General features: G+C 40.3%; 16 protein-coding genes and 1 tRNA gene. 6 read left to right on the forward strand and 11 right to left on the reverse strand.

Features of this window, described 5'->3' with window-relative positions:
* Window positions 1-52: 52 nt before the first annotated feature.
* Window positions 53-226 carry a PA1571 family protein gene (locus tag FTU36_RS12170; RefSeq protein ID WP_168379036.1) on the forward strand — a complete coding sequence of 58 codons (174 nt, stop codon included), beginning with the start codon at window positions 53-55 and terminating at the stop codon, window positions 224-226.
* A 315-nt stretch (window positions 227-541) separates the two neighbouring features.
* Here the strand turns inward: FTU36_RS12170 and FTU36_RS12175 are convergent, their stop codons facing one another.
* A complete protein-coding gene (locus FTU36_RS12175; RefSeq protein ID WP_180118070.1) occupies window positions 542-1,918 on the reverse strand; it encodes a wax ester/triacylglycerol synthase family O-acyltransferase in 1,377 nt (458 codons plus the stop codon).
* A gap of 167 nt (window positions 1,919-2,085) precedes the next feature.
* Window positions 2,086-2,820, reverse strand: coding sequence for a phosphoadenylyl-sulfate reductase (locus FTU36_RS12180; protein WP_180118072.1), 735 nt, complete (start codon window positions 2,818-2,820; stop codon window positions 2,086-2,088).
* Window positions 2,821-3,021: 201 nt separating this feature from the next.
* On the opposite strand from FTU36_RS12180, the gene thrH reads away from it, so the two are divergent.
* Window positions 3,022-3,639: a bifunctional phosphoserine phosphatase/homoserine phosphotransferase ThrH gene (gene thrH / locus FTU36_RS12185; protein ID WP_078189978.1), complete on the forward strand. Its 618-nt coding sequence runs from the start codon at window positions 3,022-3,024 to the stop codon at window positions 3,637-3,639.
* Window positions 3,640-3,711: 72 nt separating this feature from the next.
* Here the strand turns inward: thrH and FTU36_RS12190 are convergent, their stop codons facing one another.
* The 4 genes from FTU36_RS12190 to FTU36_RS12205 all read right to left on the reverse strand — a co-directional run bounded on the left by FTU36_RS12190 (window position 3,712) and on the right by FTU36_RS12205 (window position 8,530).
* Window positions 3,712-4,893, reverse strand: a complete 1,182-nt coding sequence (locus FTU36_RS12190) for an OmpP1/FadL family transporter (RefSeq protein WP_180110672.1) — start codon at window positions 4,891-4,893, stop codon at window positions 3,712-3,714.
* 305 nt (window positions 4,894-5,198) lie between these two features.
* Window positions 5,199-6,458, reverse strand: a complete 1,260-nt coding sequence (locus FTU36_RS12195; RefSeq protein WP_180004314.1) for an OmpP1/FadL family transporter — start codon at window positions 6,456-6,458, stop codon at window positions 5,199-5,201.
* 537 nt (window positions 6,459-6,995) lie between these two features.
* A tRNA-Arg gene (locus FTU36_RS12200) sits at window positions 6,996-7,068 on the reverse strand.
* Window positions 7,069-7,141: 73 nt separating this feature from the next.
* Complete coding sequence (locus FTU36_RS12205) at window positions 7,142-8,530, reverse strand: amino acid permease (protein ID WP_078189974.1); 1,389 nt, start codon at window positions 8,528-8,530, stop codon at window positions 7,142-7,144.
* Between the two features lie 330 nt (window positions 8,531-8,860).
* Here FTU36_RS12205 and prpF point away from each other — a divergent pair, with 330 nt between their 5' ends.
* The 3 genes from prpF (at window position 8,861) to FTU36_RS12220 (ending at window position 12,274) form a co-directional block, all read left to right on the forward strand.
* A complete protein-coding gene (prpF, locus tag FTU36_RS12210) occupies window positions 8,861-10,051 on the forward strand; it encodes a 2-methylaconitate cis-trans isomerase PrpF (protein WP_180026495.1) in 1,191 nt (396 codons plus the stop codon).
* Between the two features lie 206 nt (window positions 10,052-10,257).
* Window positions 10,258-11,235 (forward strand): GGDEF domain-containing protein, encoded by a 978-nt coding sequence (locus FTU36_RS12215; RefSeq protein WP_180118074.1) that lies wholly within the window; start codon window positions 10,258-10,260, stop codon window positions 11,233-11,235.
* A gap of 130 nt (window positions 11,236-11,365) precedes the next feature.
* Window positions 11,366-12,274 carry a polyprenyl synthetase family protein gene (locus FTU36_RS12220; protein ID WP_180004317.1) on the forward strand — a complete coding sequence of 303 codons (909 nt, stop codon included), beginning with the start codon at window positions 11,366-11,368 and terminating at the stop codon, window positions 12,272-12,274.
* 191 nt (window positions 12,275-12,465) lie between these two features.
* On the opposite strand, the gene putP is transcribed toward FTU36_RS12220, so the two are convergent.
* The 5 genes from putP to FTU36_RS12245 all read right to left on the reverse strand — a co-directional run bounded on the left by putP (window position 12,466) and on the right by FTU36_RS12245 (window position 17,238).
* Window positions 12,466-13,956, reverse strand: a complete 1,491-nt coding sequence (putP, locus tag FTU36_RS12225) for a sodium/proline symporter PutP (protein WP_180118076.1) — start codon at window positions 13,954-13,956, stop codon at window positions 12,466-12,468.
* A gap of 211 nt (window positions 13,957-14,167) precedes the next feature.
* Entirely contained in the window at window positions 14,168-15,022 is an 855-nt protein-coding gene (locus tag FTU36_RS12230) for an SPFH domain-containing protein (protein WP_078189969.1), read from the reverse strand.
* Window positions 15,023-15,038: 16 nt separating this feature from the next.
* Window positions 15,039-15,518: an NfeD family protein gene (locus tag FTU36_RS12235; protein ID WP_180022299.1), complete on the reverse strand. Its 480-nt coding sequence runs from the start codon at window positions 15,516-15,518 to the stop codon at window positions 15,039-15,041.
* 99 nt (window positions 15,519-15,617) lie between these two features.
* On the reverse strand, window positions 15,618-16,541 hold the full coding sequence (locus tag FTU36_RS12240) for a patatin-like phospholipase family protein (protein ID WP_180055353.1): 924 nt from the start codon (window positions 16,539-16,541) through the stop codon (window positions 15,618-15,620).
* Window positions 16,542-16,602: 61 nt separating this feature from the next.
* Window positions 16,603-17,238, reverse strand: coding sequence for a 1-acyl-sn-glycerol-3-phosphate acyltransferase (locus FTU36_RS12245; protein ID WP_180055354.1), 636 nt, complete (start codon window positions 17,236-17,238; stop codon window positions 16,603-16,605).
* A gap of 168 nt (window positions 17,239-17,406) precedes the next feature.
* Between FTU36_RS12245 and FTU36_RS12250 the strand changes: the two genes are divergently transcribed.
* Window positions 17,407-18,693, forward strand: coding sequence for an MFS transporter (locus FTU36_RS12250; RefSeq protein ID WP_180118079.1), 1,287 nt, complete (start codon window positions 17,407-17,409; stop codon window positions 18,691-18,693).
* The last annotated feature ends 5 nt before the right edge of the window (window positions 18,694-18,698 follow it).

The raw sequence follows: 18,698 nt of genomic DNA on the forward strand, positions 1-18,698 counted from the left end.
AGCCATTTTCCTGCATTGGACTTGAAAATGGCTTAGCAAAAAGAGGTGTACTATGGGTGTTAGTAAAACAGTAATGAAAAGTGGTCTTAAAACTGTTGTTGAAGCAAAAGCGATCCATTCAGGTTATATCGTGGATGAGCGTGGTAATGAGGTTCAAATTACAGCGTCTATGATTCGTTCTGCTTGTCATCAGTTACTTAAACAGTGCCGAGCAATTAAAGCTTAAATATTGAAATATAAATAATGTAATCCAGAGGGTTAAAGTGCTAACGCGCAATTCTAAAATATTTAATGCGCTAAAATTTTATAAATAATGGAAAATAAACTTAATTATCAGTTCGTATCTACAAGTCATAATTAAACAATAGCAACGGATTTGTTCACCTAAATTTTAGCTTATACACATAAATTGCTCCAAAAAATCAATCAAAGTTCAAATACTAAAAACCCGTCTAGATTTTGCAATGTAGACGGGTTTTTATCTTTTTGAATGGTTCAATCTGATGCAGAACTGATACCAAATCTTGAAGCAGGCGGTTAGCTAACCGCCTGTAACTTTGGGGGAATCTTGGTTCACAATAGTTTCAAATCGTTGAATTTCTTCTTCCAAATGCGTCAGTAAATTTTGCATTTTTGGCAGCGCATTACGACATGCGGTTAAACCCACTTCAAGCTTATCTAAATAGCTGGTCATGGTGATATTAAGCGCTTGACCATCCAAAACAATAGACGCTGGGTAGAGCGCTTCTAAACGTGCACCATTCCAATATAACGGCTCTTGTGGACCGGGAACATTCGAAATGACCAAGTTAAAGGCCTGACGTTTTGGCATGAAGCCTGATGCAATATTTAAACCTGCTGCACTGTAGACAAAAGCACTGTAGTTTAAAATTTGATTCGAGTTCATCCGCTTAAAGCGCTCTTTGGCATTGAGCACACTACGACGCACAATCTTCAACCGTTCTAGCGGATCTTCTTTATGGGTTCCAAGATTGGCCAAAATCATGGTAATACGGTTTGACATATCTGAATCATCGGTACGAACTGATGCAGGCACCATGGCAATCAATGGCTTTTTAGGTAAAGCATTTTGTGTAATTAAATATTCACGTAATGCGCCTGAACAAATTGCAAGCACAATATCGTTAATTGTTACGCCGAGTGACTTGGCAATATGTGACAAACGTGAAAATTCAAAAGACTGAGCAGCGAAACGACGAGAAGAACTAACCCGTTGGTTTAATATTGAACTCGGCGCTTGGAAACTAGACACATAATCTGGGTTACGCCCCATATCTTTCATTACTGTTTGTGACAGTTCGTACAAAACTCGTGGAGTTGAGTCAAGTTGTCCCTTAATGGTCGATAACAGACCTTTCATACGACTGGATTTAGGCTGTTTCAGGCGTTTTGCACGAGGGCCTTCTACACACCATGGTGGCACAATTCTTTTAGCATCTGGGTCATGCGAAAGTGATTTTTCAACTAAACGCATACCTGCAATGCCATCGACCATCGCGTGGTGGATTTTGAAGTACATAGCAAAACGATTGCTTTCAATGCCTTCAATAATATGGCAAGTCCAAAGCGGTTTCGCACGGTCAATCAGCGCACTGTGTTCTTGAGAAATATAAGTCAAAAGTTCACGAATACGACCGGGATGCGGCAGTGCGATATGGCGGAAGTGATGATCTAAATCAAACTCTTCGTCTTCATCCCAAAAGAAGCCGTTGAGTTTATTGTTAAAAGGAGGAATAGGAATGGATTTTGAATTACGAATATCTGCGACTAAATCTTGAATAAAAGTATCTGGTGCATTGTCAGGGATCTGAAATAAAAATAGACCACCTACGTGCATCGGTTGTTGCCGTTTCTCTAAATTTAAGAATATGAAATCAATAGGATGTAATGGACGCATAGCGTTGATTGCCTCACTGCAATTTCTACAGCTGCTCATGTATGAGTAGCATTGTTAGAATTATTAAATTGTCTTTTGCAGTATAGCGTTTTTACGTTGAAATGATACGGAATTATGTGTATCGATGCGTTGAAAAAAACCACTGCTATGCAGTGGTTTTGTGATCTTTATTTTTTCATGTTGCCTGCGTGTAAGCCGCATTCTTTATGGGTTGCATCTTCCCACCACCAGCGACCTTCTCGTTCGTGTTGATTCGGTAAAACAGGTCGAGTACATGGTTCACAGCCAATCGAGATAAAGCCACGTTCGTGTAGTGGATTATATGGAATTTCCATTAGACGGATATAGTTCCAGACATCAGCGCTAGACCAGTTTGCCAAAGGATTATATTTAATCAATTGCTTGCCCGGACCTGAAAAACCGGGGTCTGCTTGTACCACAGAAATTTCATTACGTGTGCCTGGGCTTTGGTCTTTACGTTGACCAGTGATCCAGCCATCTAAAGTGGCTAGTTTTTTACGCAAAGGTTGTACTTTACGGATACCACAGCATTCTTTATGTTCATCTTGATAGAAGCTAAAAAAGCCCTTTTCTGTTACCAGTTTTTGTACGGCATCACTTTCTGGGAAACAGATTTCAATATCAATTTTATAATGTTTACGGACAGTATCTAAAAATTGGTAAGTTTCAGGGTGTAAGCGACCGGTATCTAAACTAAATACACGAAAAGGAATCCCTAAGTTTGATGCAAGATCAATCAGTACAACATCTTCTGCACCAGAAAAGGAAATCGCAACTTCACCTTGCTGGCTAAGCGCAAGTTTCATAATCTCAGAAGGTGATTTATCTGCATATTCAGATGCAAGTGCATCGACAAGGTCAATAGTAGGGATGGTAGTCATGAATGTCCTGGCTATAGGCTTGGAACGTTAAAACCTATATTAATTTATTTCAGAACTATTTTAATGGAAATGCTAAAACACACTTATCACTAAAAAATAGATACTTATGAAAAAAATAGATTTAAAAAAGAACAATGCATTTTTTTATTCTTCCGCTATGATATTGAAAAAATTTTTTTCACATAACAGAGGGTAGAGTGCATGGAAGTCGTTTGTTTAGATCTAGAAGGGGTTTTAGTACCTGAAATTTGGATTAATTTTGCGAAAAAAACAGGCATTAAAGAACTTGAAGCAACGACTCGTGACATTCCAGATTACGATGTGTTGATGACTCAGCGTTTAAATATCCTAAAACAACACGGTTTGGGTTTAAACGATATTCAAGACGTAATCGCAGATATGGGGCCATTTGAAGGTGCAAAAGAGTTTGTAGAGTGGGTGCGTACTCATTTTCAATTGATTATTCTTTCAGATACTTTCTATGAGTTTGCACATCCATTAATGCAGCAACTTGGTTGGCCAACGATTTTCTGCCACAAATTAGAAACTGATGAAAATGGTATGATCTCAGCTTATAAGCTTCGTCAACCTGATCAAAAGCGTAAAGCCGTTCAAGCATTGCATGGGTTAAACTTCCGGGTGATTGCAGCAGGTGATTCTTATAACGATACGACGATGCTTGGTGAAGCAGATGCGGGTTTCTTATTTGATGCGCCTGACAATGTGATTGCAGAATTTCCACAATTCCCACCAATTCATGGCTATGCTGCATTAAAAGAAGCGATTCGTAATGCTTCAGTTCGTGATATTCCAGCTTAATTCTGTATAGCTGGTTATAGAAAAGGGCGCTTATGCGCCCTTTCTTGTTTAATGCAAAGCTGTTCTAACAACTTAGAAGCGATAGCCTATTTTCAAACCATAGCCAAGCGCATGGTTATCTTCAAATTCACCTACTGGATTACCACCAGTTTGAGCAGTAGCATCACCTAACCAGAAGTATTTAACACCTGCTTGGATGAAATAGTTTTCAGCAGGACTATATTGACCACCTAGACCAACATTCCAATTCCCTTCAACAGGGCCTAAAGTCGTAATAGGGTTGCCAGCACCAGAGTCATAACCCACAGCTGCAGTACCCGCCCATTTATCATTGAACTTACGAGAAATACCTGTAGTGATTGAGTACTGATCGTCAGAATAATCAATTAAATTGTTGCCGCCTGAACGTTGGAATAATGCTTGCGGTGTTACTGCAAATTGATCCCAATGAACCCAGCGAAGGTTAGCAAAAGCTAAAGTGTTTGCAGCAATACCAGTTTGTAAATCTACGTTTACAGATTGCGGTGTAATTGCATCAACACGAGCGTCAGCTAAACCGATCGTAGTACCTGTAGGTAGAGTAACACCAGGAGCAACAGTCATAGGAGATGAAAGCGTATAAGTTTCTTCACCAGTTGCTTTGTGCTTAATTTCTGAACGATACGTTACAGAAGCTTTTAAAGCAATTTTTGGAATAGAGTAGGCGAAACCTGCTAACCAACCATATGCTTCTTCTTCAGCAATCTTGATGTTATAACCAGAAAGGCCTTGGTAAGCTAAACCACGGAGTTTGATATCTGCTTCAACAGTTTGCCATACTGGACCTGCATAGAAGTTCCAGTTCTCTGTTGGTTGGTAACCTATCAGTGCTGTTAGATTATTAGTTCGAACTTTAACATTAGTGCTTTCAGAGCCTTGGTTGAAAACGCCGGAATCAATACCATAAGTGGCATCAGCACCAAAAGGTTGATCATATAAAAGGCCTAAAGAAATTTTATCAGATGCTTGTACTTTGATTGCGGCAGATGGGAAGTAGTAGTCATCACCCATATCTGAAAGATCTTCACCACCAAGAGAATGTGTGGCTTTACCTTCAACTGTTGGATCTAAAACAGAAATACCTGCTTCTGCGTAGTTACCAGGTTGTAAGAATGCTGAAATAGACTGACCTGAACGATCTAGACCCGCTGCAAATAATGATGCTGTTGGTAAAGCGGTAAGTAAAATTGCGTAGCTAAGGTGATTTAAGCGCATACTTTTCCCTGTTTGTAACTTTTGATGTTATTTCAATGTGTGGAAAGTAACATAAATAGAAAAACAGTAAATAAGAGTTGCTACTCTAAAATTGAACTAGGGAAGTTAAAAAATGAGCATGACTAGAGTATTTATTCTAGTGATTGATAATTATCTTTATGATTTTTAAATGAAAAATTAGAGTAAAAAGCTTAGTTTTTGATAAATGTTTTAGTAAATTTAAATGTTTATTGTTTGATCAAACAAGATAGGGAAAGAATAAAAAGTTAGGGCCATAGCGAACTATGGCCCGAATCATATTTAAATTAGAAGCGGTAACCGATTTTTAAACCGTATGCCCAAGCATCGTTATCTTCAAATGATGCTACTGATTCATTTGTACCAAACATTGATGCAGGTTGTGCTTCAGCATCACCTAACATGAAGTATTTAACACCACCTGCGATAAAGTAGTTAGGCGCTGGGCTGAATTGTAAACCTAAGCCAACGTTCCAGTAGCCTTCAGTAGGACCAAGTGTTGATACAGGGTTGCCTGCACCAGAATCCCAACCTACAGAAACGTTACCAGCCCATTGTTCACTCAATTTACGACCTATACCAACTGTAGCATTGATTTGATCGTCAGAATAAGCAACAAGGTCAAATCCACCAACAGGACCACGACCAAGGGCACCTAATGTTTCAGATGCTTTACCAAAAGCGGTTGGGCGAATTGCAAAATTTGACCAATCTACCCAACGTACATTTGCAAATGCGACAGTGTCGGCCATGATACCAGTTTGAAAATCAAGGTTAACAGACTGCGGTGTGGTGATCTTAGTGTCAGCACGCGTTGAAAAAGCACCGCCTAGTAGAGCACTGCTTCCAGTTTCAGTGGTTGCAGCTTCGTGATCAATCTCAGAACGGTAAGTAATAGATGCTTTTAAAGCAATTTCTGGGATTTGGTACGCTACTCCTGCTAACCAACCAACGGCACTATCTTCTTTCATATTTGCATTATATAAACCGAGAGCTTGGTTTGCTCCATATGCAATACCGCGTAGTTGAACATCACCTTTTACTGTTTGATAAACACCACCGCCGTATATGTTAAAATTTTCAATTGGTTGAAAACCTAATATCATCGAGATATTTTGAGTGTTAACTTCGACTTCCGTTGTTTCGCCCATTAATTGGAATGCGCCAGGGTTACCTGCAACTGGTAGTGTTTGATCTGTTGCACTATATTTAGCTTCTGCACCAAAAGGTTGATCATATAGTAAACCAAAAGAAAAATTATCAGTTAGCTGTAATTTTAATGCTGCGTGTGGAAAATAGTAATCACCCGCCATGTCATCTAGTGATGTATTAGCAAGAGCTCCTAATGTTGGGTTGCTAGCAGGTGCAGTGCTGTTCATCTTCCCTGAAACATTCGGATCTAAAACCGAAATACCTGCTTCAAAATAGTTCCCTGGTTGTAAAAATGCAGAAATAGATTGTCCTGAACGATCTAGTGCTGCTGCAAAAGCACCTGTCATTGGAACTGAAGCAAGAATCATGGCTGTAGCTAAAGTTTTTAATTTCATTCTTCGTCATTCCTTGAGATACGAATTTGATTTTTATGGTTACTGCATATATTCGTTATGGAAAACTTCTTAATACTCTTAGGCTTAATTGTTACTCCATGTGACAAAAATAGCACAATTAAAATAAGAGTAAATGCTCTAGATTGAAAAATATGGCTAAAAGTTGCTATTTTTAGAGTAAAAGTACTAATTAGTATATATAACATTTTGATTATTATTTAATATTTTCATTTAGCGCATTATTTTCTAAACCTAGAAAAAAATTGAAAAAATTTTGATATGAGCAGTCATAAATTGATTTTTTGGCCTTATGGACCATACTATGTGTCGTTTTTGCATTGAGAGGTAGGTGGTTAGCACATTTTAAAGCGCTATTTAACTGTTCTTAAAAATAGTCTTTGAACAGTAATCTTTGTAAAAACAATAACTAAGTTAAAAACTGTAATTGATGGGTTTTTAGTGTGAAAGGTTCTTTCTTTATATTTATTGGTATATGGGGGATTACAAATACAGGGAGGAGGGATATCTCAGAAATTGTGCGCTCTGCGGGACTCGAACCCACGTCGGTCGCTTAGGAGGCAACTGCTCTATCCAGTTAAGCTAAGAGCGCAAGACGGAGGCTAATGTACTCCTATTTTAGCTAAAAAAAAAGTTATTGCCGAAACAATAACTTTTTAAATTACTTAGTCTTTATGAACTTCATTGGGGTCAATGTCGCTCAAATCTTTTGGATTAAGATAGTTAAACATTAATAACATGACTGTAATCCAAACAGGGATCATCAGAACAGATTCCATAAAGCCCTGAGTCCACATAATAAAGAGAACTAAAGCAATAAAGATCAGAACGATGTAGTTGCTGACTGGTGCCCAAAGTGCAGGATAAGACGTTGTAAAATTCAAAATACGTTTTGCACGACGGAACTGTAAGTGAGTCATGGTAATCATCGCCCAGTTAAGGACAAGTGCACCAACCACCACATACATTAAGTGACCAAGCGCATCTTCAGGTACGAAGTAGTTTAAGAGTACGCAACCGAAAATCAGGACTGCAGAAAGTAATACTGCTGGAATTGGCACGCCACTTTTGTTGGTTTTAGCGAAAACTTTTGGAGCATTACCTTGCTTCGCCAAGCTGTAAAGCATACGGCTATTGGCATACATACCGCTGTTATAAACAGACAGTGCTGCAGTTAGGATAATGAAGTTCAGTAAATGTGCAGCCCAATCAATACCCAGTTGGCTAAAGATCATCACAAATGGACTTTTGTCTAGACCACCTAGTTCAAGCTGATTCCATGGCACAAGTGACAATAGAATAGTCAAAGAACCCACGTAGAAAATCAAAATACGAAATACAACTTGGTTAATCGCTTTTGGAATAGTTTCTTTTGGATTTTCAGCTTCCGCTGCCGCCATACCAATCAGTTCAATACCACCGAAGGCGAACATCAAGAAAGCTAGCATGAAGAATAAGCCTTCAAAACCATTTGGGAAGAAGCCGCCCTGACTCCATAAGTTGGTAAATGATGCTGTTGAGTTGGCATCTGCAGTCAGTAGCAAATACAAACCAAATACGATCATCGAAATAACCGCAGTGACTTTAATAATCGACAGCCAAAACTCTGATTCACCATAAAACTTCACATTACCTAAGTTTACTAAAGTAATGATCACGAAGAAGAATAGTACAGATGCCCACGCTGGAATATGAGGCCACCAGTAATTGATGTATTTCGCAACAGCGGTGAGTTCTGTCATTGCCACTAAAATATAGAGAATCCAGTAGTTCCAACCTGTTAAGAAACCTGGAAATTTCCCCCAATATTTATATGCAAAATGGCTAAATGAACCCGCTACAGGTTCATGGACGATCATTTCACCCAACTGACGCATAATTAGAAAGGCGATCAAACCGCCAATGGCGTAGCCAAGAATAATGGATGGTCCAGCAGATTGAATCACATGCGCTGAGCCCAAGAATAAGCCTGTACCAATTGCACCACCCATGGCAATCAATTGAATATGACGATTCTTTAAGCCACGCTTGAGTTCGGAGGAATTGGTAGTCAAGTTACTCTTCCCGAGAATGGTTTAATTTTGGTAATTGTAATGTATAGAGAATGAATAGCCTAGTAGCTCAAAATTTATGAAAAATATTTATAGGTTTAATAACCTATTTTTCGTTTTAAATGCTGAATTAAAAATTTATGAATCAATAGATTAATTTTATTTTAATTGAAATTCTGATGCTTGGCTTTATATGGAAAAGGTATCGAATGTTGTTTTTTTATACTTAAGTCATGTGATTGTTAAAACTTCAATTAAACATTGTATGATGCAAAAGCGCAGAAAAGAACGCTCTGCCAAAACACAATGATAAAGATTAAGGATTCAATAAAAATGAGTTTTGCTCCCCAAATTAAAATTGCAGCGACTTATATGCGTGGTGGTACAAGTAAAGGTGTATTTTTCAAGCTAGATGATTTGCCCCTTGCAGCACAACAAGCTGGAAAAGTTCGCGACCAACTTTTATTACGTGTGATTGGCAGTCCAGATCCTTATGGCAAACAAATTGATGGGATGGGTGGAGCGACATCAAGTACCAGTAAAACCGTGATTTTGGCAAAAAGTTCACAGCCTGAGCATGATGTAGACTATCTATTTGGACAAGTGTCGATTGATAAAGCATTTGTCGACTGGAGTGGTAACTGCGGAAACCTAACAGCAGCGGTTGGTGCATTTGCCATTTCAAATGGTTTGGTTGAGGCATCACGTATTCCTGAAAATGGTTTATGTACGGTTCGTATTTGGCAAGCCAATATTCAAAAAACCATTATTGCCCATATACCTATTACTGATGGTGCAGTACAAGAAACCGGTGATTTTGAACTAGATGGTGTAACCTTCCCAGCAGCCGAAGTTCAAATTGAATTTTTAGACCCCGCAGATGATGGTGAAGATGGCGGCGCTATGTTCCCTACAGGGAATTTGGTCGATACCTTAACCGTACCCGATGAAGGCAGTTTCCCTGCAACATTCATTAATGCAGGTATTCCAACGATTTTCTTAAATGCAGAAGATATTGGTTATGTCGGCACTGAACTGCAAGATGCGATCAACGGTGATGCTAAGGCATTGGCCCGTTTTGAAAAAATCCGTGCTTATGGTGCGCAGCAAATGGGTTTGATTTCAGATATTGCTGAAGCAGAGCAACGTCAACATACACCAAAGATTGCATTTGTTTCAAAACCGAAAGCTTATACATCTTCGAGTTCTAAACAAATTTCAGAACAAGATACGGACTTATTGGTTCGTGCCTTGTCGATGGGGAAACTGCATCATGCCATGATGGGCACAGCGGCAGTTGCCATTGGTACAGCAGCTGCGATACCGGGGACACTTGTGAACTTAGCCGCGGGTGGTGGGGAGCGAGAAGCCGTGCGTTTCGGACATCCATCTGGGACGTTACGTGTAGGTGCGCAAGCGATTTATGAAAATGGTCAGTGGGTCGTTAAAAAAGCCGTAATGAGCCGAAGTGCGCGTGTCTTAATGGAAGGTTGGGTGCGTATTCCTGCGGATAGTTTGGATTAAGCATTTAACATCTCATTTGAAATCAGCCTCTGCTTTGCAGGGGCTTTTTTTTGCCTTTATCTTTTATATGAATAAGCAAATCATGAATTGGTATATCTTTTTATATAATATGAACTGCATTTAATATTAGAAAGTTTCTGTGATTTATGCCAGATTAATTTTGTTAGCATTTTGCGTAGCTTTACCCTGAAAAAAGTAGCGAAACCATGCTTAAAAAAGACTTAATAAAATCGGACCTACCTACTGAACAATTGGCTGTATTAGAAGCGTTGCCAATGCCTGCTGCGTTATTTTCTGCGACAGCTGAGCTGATATGCGCCAATCAAATATTTAAACATCGATTTCAGTCAGACTTACAAGAGATCGTATTAAATCATGTGTCCGTGATGCAGCAAAAAACCAAAGCCACAAGTTCTGAGTTTGATTTACGCTGTTTAGAGAACGATAGCATTGAACCCTTTATGTATAGTGAAAATGAACGGCATTATTGGTTTACGCTCAAACCAAAGTTTCAACAAAGTGGCGATTTGGAACATGTGTTGTTGTGCTGTGCGGACATTACAAATTTAAAGCAATTCGAATTATCGCTGTTGAAACATAACCAACAACTCGAACAACAAGTTTATTTTGATTATCTGACAGGGATAAAAAATCGACGAGGTTTTGATTTAGACCTTTCTCAGTGGCAAAAAAGCTTCGCGGTTGAACAAGCCGATGAAATTTGTTTGATGATGCTCGACTTAGATAATTTTAAGCAAATCAATGATATCTACGGTCATGCGTTTGGCGATGAAGTTTTAAGAAAAAGTGCGCAGCTTTTAAGGATGCAAATTAGTCAACACGCAGATGCACAAATATATCGCATGGGTGGGGAAGAGTTTGCAATGATTTTGCCACGCACGGCTATATCGACTGCATGTTCGATTGCACAACAATGTTGTGAGCAAATCTATGCTTCTTCGATGAATTATGCAGATAAGGCTTTTCAACTGAGTATTTCATGCGGAGTGGCCTTGTGGGATGGTACAGAGTCATTTTTTGAAACATTGACACGTGCCGATCAGGCTTTATATCAAGCCAAGAAAGGCTCGAAAAATTGTACCTGTTTTAATGATGGACAAAATGTGGCGCTATTTGAGGAAACGACATTTAAAAAACCATCAGACTGTGGGAAAAACACATAGATTTAGGCCGTAACATAGAGAAAGATCTGAGAAAGCAGTATGATGCAACAGGTCAAAATTGACAGAAAACATTAGCAGTCGATTTGCTAATGAACGAAGCAGTTAAATATTTAAAGTATTTGAGGTGAATGTGTCTTCTTTAACAGACGTTTCCACACATGCCCTGACAGAAGCGCAGCAGCGTATTCAGCAGGATTTACTGACAGCACTTGATGCATTTTCAATTCCAGAACCCTTAAAAGGGGCGGTGTATCATGCTGTGATGTTGGGTGGAAAGCGCGTTCGGCCGGCACTTTGTTATGCAACAGCAGCGTTAAAACCCAATACCAATTTTGCAGCAGTACGCCGTGCTGCGGTGGCAATTGAATTTATTCATTGCTATTCATTGGCACACGATGATTTGCCATGTATGGACAATGATTTACTTCGTCGCGGTCAACCAACTTGTCATGTGGCTTTTGGTGAAGATACGGCCTTACTTGCTGGCGATATTTTACAATCGATGGCTTTTGAAGTTTTAGGCAGTCGTCTCTTTGATCAAGGCCCAGCCGTTGAAGCGCCGATTATCTTAAAGCAAATGCAAATTTTAGCGACTGCAACTTCAAAAATGGTCAATGGACAAGTCCTAGACTTACAAGCGGAAGGCAAACACGTCAGTCAGGATGAACTGGAAAATATTCATCGAAATAAAACCGGCGCTTTAATTTCTGCAGCAATCATGATGGCGGCAGTGACAATATTTAATGGCACAGATCAAGCTATTCCTAAACTCCGTGAGTTTGGCCTAGCGATTGGTTTAGCCTTTCAGGTGCAAGATGATATTTTAGATATTATTGCTGACACTGAAGCATTGGGTAAAACAGCGGGTAAAGATCAACAAGTGGATAAATCGACATATCCTGCGCTAATGGGCCTCGATCAAGCGCAAGCTTATGCAGAAGAATTACATGCACAAGCGCTTCAAGCTTTGGATTATTTTGCAGAAGATGCAGCAGAATTACACAAGATCACTCAGTTTTTATTAAAACGTCAAAGTTAATATGACGTAGTAATGACATTAGCCCACAACATTTAACATGTTGTGGGCTTTTTTATATTTTGTACATTTGGAACAGAAGTAAATAAACCATCTACGGAATATCTAAATGGATGACATGATAAAAAAAGGACGCTAGGCGTCCTTTTTTGCAGATATTAAAACTTAGAAATTAAATTTAAGTGCTATTGGTCTTAAATACTTTCTTTATAGATACGATCTGCTTCTTCAAATTTTTCAGTGACTTCGGCAGATGGTGCTTTGCCCATTAAGCTCACAATGATGATTGCAAGTAGTGAGCAGATGAAGCCCGGAATAATTTCATAAACGCCTGTATCACCCCAGAGGTTTTTCCATAGAATAACCATAACCGCACCGACCACCATACCGGCTAAAGCACCGTTTAATGTCATACGTTTCCAGAACAATGACATGATAATCAGTGGGCCAAATGCAGCACCAAAGCCTGCCCATGCATATGCTACGAGACCAAGAACTTTAGAGTCAGGATTACCCGCCATATAGATCGCAAGAAGCGCAATCATTAACACCATGAAACGGCCGACCCAAACCAATTCTTTTTGTGAGGCGTTTTTACGTAAGAATGATTTATAAAAGTCTTCAGTTAAGGTACTTGAGCAGACTAAAAGCTGACAGCTTAGGGTACTCATGATCGCAGCTAATATCGCGGCCAGTACGATACCTGCAACCCATGGGTTAAATAGAATTTTAGTCAATTCCATAAAGACCGTTTCAGGGTTAGCTGTAACGACACCTGCCAGTTCTGGATGCTGTTGGAAATAAGCAATACCGAAGAAGCCTGCTGCAACTGCGCCACCGAGGCAGAGCGTCATCCATGTCATACCAATACGGCGTGCATTGGGAATCGATTTAACTGAATCTGCTGCCATGAAGCGCACTAAAATATGCGGTTGACCAAAATAGCCTAAGCCCCATGCCAATAAAGACATGATTGCGACAAAACTTAAGTTAGCAAATACATCCATGGCTTGAGGGCGTGCCGCTTCCAGTGCCAGAGTGAACTGGCTTAAATCAGAAAACGACAACATGACCACGATAGGTGTCAGCAGCAAGGCAAAAATCATAAAGCCCGCTTGAATGGTATCGGTCCAACTGACAGCAAGGAAGCCACCAATAAACACATAGCTCACCGTTGCAATTGCACTGATCCAAAGCGCAGTGCTATACGACATACCAAACATACTTTCAAATAATCGAGCGCCTGCAACCATGCCTGAAGCACAGTAAATTGCGAAGAAAATCAAAATAATCACAGCAGACACGATACGTAAGATTCTCTTTTGATCGTTAAAACGATTTGAGAAATAGTCAGGTAGGGTCAAGGCATTATTTTGAACTTCGGTATGTACCCGGAGACGACCTGCAACAAGTAGCCAGTTGAGCCAAGCACCGATGATCAGACCAATTGCAATCCACATTTCAGATAAACCTGAAAGGTAAATCGCCCCCGGAAGACCCATGAGCAACCAACCACTCATATCTGATGCACCTGCAGAAAGGGCAGTGACAAAGCTCCCTAATCGGCGGCCACCTAAAATGTAGTCAGAAAAGTTACTGGTCGCACGGTATGCAAGTAAACCGATCACGACCATGGCGACAATATAAAAGAGAAAGGTAATTAGGGTGGGATTCAGGGAGCTCATACGGTATCCGCTTTGGCGTTGGACAATTGCGTTTAATCAGGGGACTCAATGGGATTTGCCTAAGCCAAGTAGGTGAAATCGAACGATAAGTCCTAAAACGTCAAAAAAATAACGTGAAATTTAAACATAAATTCACAAACTTTGCCTTCTTTTTTGTTTTGGGCATAAAAATGGGCCGTATGTCACGACCCATTTTTATTAATGTGAAGATTTAGTTATTACGTCCCATCACACCACGAATGGTGTTGAGTACATCCGCAGGTAATACCACAGTTTTGGCATTATTAGATTTAGCCATATCTTGCATGGCTTTAACGTATTGTTCACCCAGTAAGTAAGCAACTGGAATTTCTTTATCGCCGACGGCTGAACTCACCATTTCAATTGCACGTTGAGAAGACTCTGCCAGTACCACTTGAGCTTCTGCATCACGACGAGAGGCTTCTAAACGACCATCAGCTTCCAAAATAGCCGCTTGTTTTTCACCGTCTGCCTTGGTGACTGTTGCACGACGTTGACGTTCAGCGGCCGCTTGCTCTTCCATTGCCGCTTGCATGGTATGAGAAGGTTTAATATCTTGAATTTCTACAGTTTTAAGCGTAATACCCCAGTCAGAGATATCGTCAGAAATAGCAGCTTTAAGTTTAGCCTTAATATGATCACGCGATGAAAGTGCATCATCAAGGTCCATTTCACCGACAATAGAACGTAAAGAGGTTTGAACTAAGTTTTGAATTGCCCATGTGTAGTTTTCAATACCGTAAACTGCTTTTTCAGGCGTGGTTAAATTGATATAAGCCACAGCATTCATCAGCAGTACCGCGTTGTCACGTGTGATCACTTCCTGAGAGGGAATATCTAAGACGATATCTTTGGTTGTGACTTTATAAGCCACTTCATCGACATACGGAATCACAAAGTTCAGTCCCGGATTGAGCGTGGTATGGTATTTACCTAAACGCTGAACAATCCATTTATAACCTTGGGGAACAATACGAACACCTTTAAAAATGGTGACGGCTACAAAAACTAAGAGCGCTAAAAAAACAATAGAAACACCAGACATGTCATTTCTCACTTATTTATGGATTGTCAGCGGGGTGGTTGCTGCTGTGCAGTTGGACGACTAAATCATTGCCTAAAATATCGGTCACGCGAACGCGATCACCGACTTGAAGTGCATCTTGGGTACGGCAATGCCATTCATCTGAACCTAAAACAGGCATTGGGAAGCGAACTTTAACGCTGCCATGATTTAGCTGGGTTTGAATCACCATACCCACTTGGCCAATTGTCGCTTCACGGGACAGACCTGCTTTGGTTTTATCGATGGATAAAGGCTTAATAAATTTGAACCACAAAAATGTGCAGAGCACGGCAAAAATAATCCAAACCACAATTTGGACATTAAAGTCCATGGATGGAAAGATCCAATATAAGATCCCAACCAAAATTGCGGAAACGCCAAACCATAGCGCAGCAAAAGACGGCAAAATTAGTTCAAAAAGCATCAAAGCGACGCCCAATACAAACCAGTGCCAAGGTTCTAAAATAAATTCCATACATCTACTCTTATATAAGGGTGAATTGATATAGATGAACCAGTATCTATATCAATGTAGCAGATGTATAACTCAATGAATATAAAAAAAATCGTTGAATTATATTTTCGCTTTTGGTGCTGGTTTAAAGGCCGCAGGGGACTGTTTAAAGTTATCGATCGCCTTAATAATGCTATTCACTTTGAGCTGTGCGGCTTTTTCACCTTCTAAAATCGTCGCATTGCTCGACTTCAAATCGAGTGTGCCGATATGTCCCACTTTAGGTTGAATCACGAAATTAGCATTTTTCAGTTCTTCATTAATACTTTGTTGTCCCATGATGTTAATGGTTTGATCGAGTAAACCAAACATGCTTACGGCTTTGCTACCGTCAGGACGCGCAGAAATATCAACAGCAATCACGATATCTGCACCCATATCACGTGCCGTTTTCACTGGAATCGGGCTGACTAAACCCCCATCGACATATTTAACCCCTGCAATAGTCGCAGGTACAAATACATTTGGAATGCTGCACGATGCACGCACTGCTTGGCCAGCATTGCCGCGGTTAAATTCAGTTTTGCTGCCATTATCTAAACGGGTGGCTACAGCAGCAAAGCGTTTTGGAAACTGTTCAATTGGTTTATTGCCGACGTTTTTATTGACAAAGTCTTGCAGTTTTTGCCCTTGAATAATGCCTTGGCTATTTAAGGTTAAGTCACGAATATCGGACTCTTTAAAGTTTAAGGCCAATTGCTGCATTTGATAAGGCGTTTTACCGCTGGCATACAAGCTGCCGACAAAACTACCCGCACTGGTCCCAGTCACAATCTTAGGTTTAATACCGTGCGATTCAAGCACTTTAAGCACGCCAATATGAGCAAAACCTTTGGCACCGCCACCACCGAGCGCAATCGCGATCACCGGTTCACGTGCTTTGGCTGGTGTAGGTGTCGTGGTTGCAGGCGTTTTGGTTGCAGAATCACAGCCAGTGAGTGCTAATACGAAGAGGCTAGGAATCAGGTAATGCAAAAGTTTCATGGGTGAAATCTGATGGTTAAATATACAAAGTGCACATCACATCAAAAAAATAGCCATTTGACTAGGGCTTTTTCCAGTGCTTTTGTAACGGCAAGGCCAACCATTCGGGATTTTTCGGGGAAAACTTCCCGTCATATATCTTCAAAATTTTTTCGAGATCAGTTTCAAAATCTCCACTCGGTTCAAAAACACCCAAGCAATGAATGGTTTTCTTTGCATAATCAAAGCTAAACATCACAATAGGTATCTGTGCTTCATAGGCAATATAGTAAAAACCACTACGGATTTTATCGGCTTTTTTTCGTGTTCCCTCAGGTGCCATTCCAATCCAAATTTGATCTGTCGCTTGGACAATCTCAGCAATTTCACGCGTCAGTCCATGTGGATTTTCACGCTGCACAGGAATCACGCCGACCCAATCCAAAAGTGGTTTTAAGGGGGTATCAAATAGGGTGTTTTTACCAAAAATGGTGATTTTTATCCCAATTCCAAGCAAGGCGAGAAAACCATGCCATGCATCTATATTAGAAGTATGCGGAGAAATGATTGCCACAGCTTTGGCAAGGTTGGGAAATTCGCCGTCAAATTTCCATCCTTGTGTCAAGAAAAGTTTTTTAAATATTGCGCGGCTCAGAGTGGAACCGCGTGATGGAACTTGATCGGGCAAAACTGGAAATAATTGAGTCTTTTGATTCATTGCATATTCTTATATAAGTGAAATCCATTTTTGATGTGATGCACATTTAAAAGTACGGCATAAGCATTGACCTTATCTTAGGTTGATGATTTTTTTAGATCATTGGCAAAATAGCCGTATTTTGACTACTCTAAATGTAACTTAAGCGCATTCAACATTTAGGAACTTATGATCCAGCTTCGTCAGCTCTATCTTTTACTGTTTTCCTTATATTGGGCGCAAGGGTTACCTGTCGGTTTTATGACGCATGCTTTACCAGTGATTTTAAGAGCGCAAGGTGTATCTTTGGCGCATATTGGTGGCTTTGGATTACTCATGCTGCCATGGTCGATCAAAGTTTTCTGGGCACCGTGGATTGATCGGCATGGTTCAAGGTCCAAAGGGCACTATCGGAGTTGGATTATTCCAATGCAGTTATTGTCCGTGGTGGTCTTGGTCTTCCTGTCTTTTTTGCCGATCCAAAGCTTGAATGAACCAATGTATTTGCTGCTGTTTTTTGTGGCTTTACTCAGTATGAATTTGGTTGGTGCGACTCAAGATGTCGCAACCGATGGCTTGGCCGTCAATATTTTAAAAACTGACCAACAGTACTGGGGCAATACCTTTCAGGTGATTGGTTCCAGACTCGGCTTTATTGTCGGTGGTGGTGCTGTACTTTGGGCCTTGGATTGGTTGGATTGGCAAGCCACCTTTCTGTTTTTAGCGGCATTGGTGTTCATCAATACCATCCCTATTTTTCTCTATCGAGAACCTTCAAAGCCACAGCTCAATATAAAATCCTCTCAAGAGCATGATAACAACCATAAACATACTTCAGGCTTATTCTATGCTACTCGCCAGTATTTGGCTTATTTTACTCAAACCAAAACCCTCACACTATGGCTGATGATCTTATTGAGTTTTAAGCTTGCAGATGGTCTGGCAGGTCCTTTACTCAAGCCGCTGATGGTGGATTTAGGATTGAGTTTTAGTCAAATTGGTCTGTATGTCACCATGCTGGGTGCTGTGGCTGCTTTAATTGGGGCGGGGGTTGCTGGTCTAAGCTTGAAGTATATTTCTCGGGCGCAAGCCTTGGTTTTCTATTCGGTATTGAAAATATTCAGCTTATTAGCCTATGCATGGCTGGCTTTGCAGTTCGAGGCAAAACGGCCCGTACATGAATGGCTGATCTATGGGATCAATGCTGCCGAAGACATGATTTCAGCCATGCTGCTCGTGATCATGCTGACTTTGGTGATGCAATATAGTCGTAAAGCATTTGCAGCAACGGACTTTACATTTCAGGTTGCCATTATGGCGACGGTGAGTGGGGGGTTGTATAGCATCAGTGGCATAGTGGCCGATCAGTTGGGGTATAGCACTTATTTATTTTGGATCATAGGTTTGGCTGCATTGAGCTTAGTCCCGATTCTATTTTGGGGAAAAGCATCAAAAAATGACCAAAATCACTTCTAAATCAT

The organism is Acinetobacter sp. YH12096, assembly GCF_013419215.1.
GTDB lineage: Bacteria > Pseudomonadota > Gammaproteobacteria > Pseudomonadales > Moraxellaceae > Acinetobacter > Acinetobacter amyesii.